We start from the raw sequence: 407 nt of genomic DNA on the forward strand, positions 1-407 counted from the left end.
ATATTACTAAATGCGGGAGTGGCGGAATTGGTAGACGCGCTGGATTTAGGTTCCAGTGCCGCGAGGCGTGAGAGTTCAAGTCTCTCCTCCCGTACCATTTAGTAAAATACTTTACTTATCTTTATGTAATAAAGAAGTGAAAGTTGTAAATGGCTACATAGCTCAGCTGGTTAGAGCACATCACTCATAATGATGGGGTCCCAAGTTCAAATCTCGGTGTAGCCACCATTTACAAATGAGTGCTGTATGTAGCATAAAAGCGTTTTTATAACGCGAGAGTAGCGGCTCTATAAATAAAGCGACTTTTCAATGCGGGAGTGGCGGAATTGGTAGACGCGCTGGATTTAGGTTCCAGTGCCGCGAGGCGTGAGAGTTCAAGTCTCTCCTCCCGTACCATTGAAAACTAG

General features: G+C 45.0%; 3 tRNA genes. All 3 read left to right on the forward strand.

Annotated features, from left to right (window positions below):
- Nucleotides 1-12: 12 nt before the first annotated feature.
- The 3 genes from ACSLUR_RS19110 (at nucleotide 13) to ACSLUR_RS19120 (ending at nucleotide 396) form a co-directional block, all read left to right on the forward strand.
- Nucleotides 13-97: transfer RNA gene (locus tag ACSLUR_RS19110), tRNA-Leu, on the forward strand.
- Nucleotides 98-151: 54 nt separating this feature from the next.
- Nucleotides 152-228: transfer RNA gene (locus ACSLUR_RS19115), tRNA-Met, on the forward strand.
- Between the two features lie 83 nt (nucleotides 229-311).
- Nucleotides 312-396, forward strand: a tRNA-Leu gene (locus ACSLUR_RS19120).
- Nucleotides 397-407 lie beyond the last annotated feature (11 nt).

The sequence above is a fragment of the Thalassotalea montiporae genome (assembly GCF_053485855.1).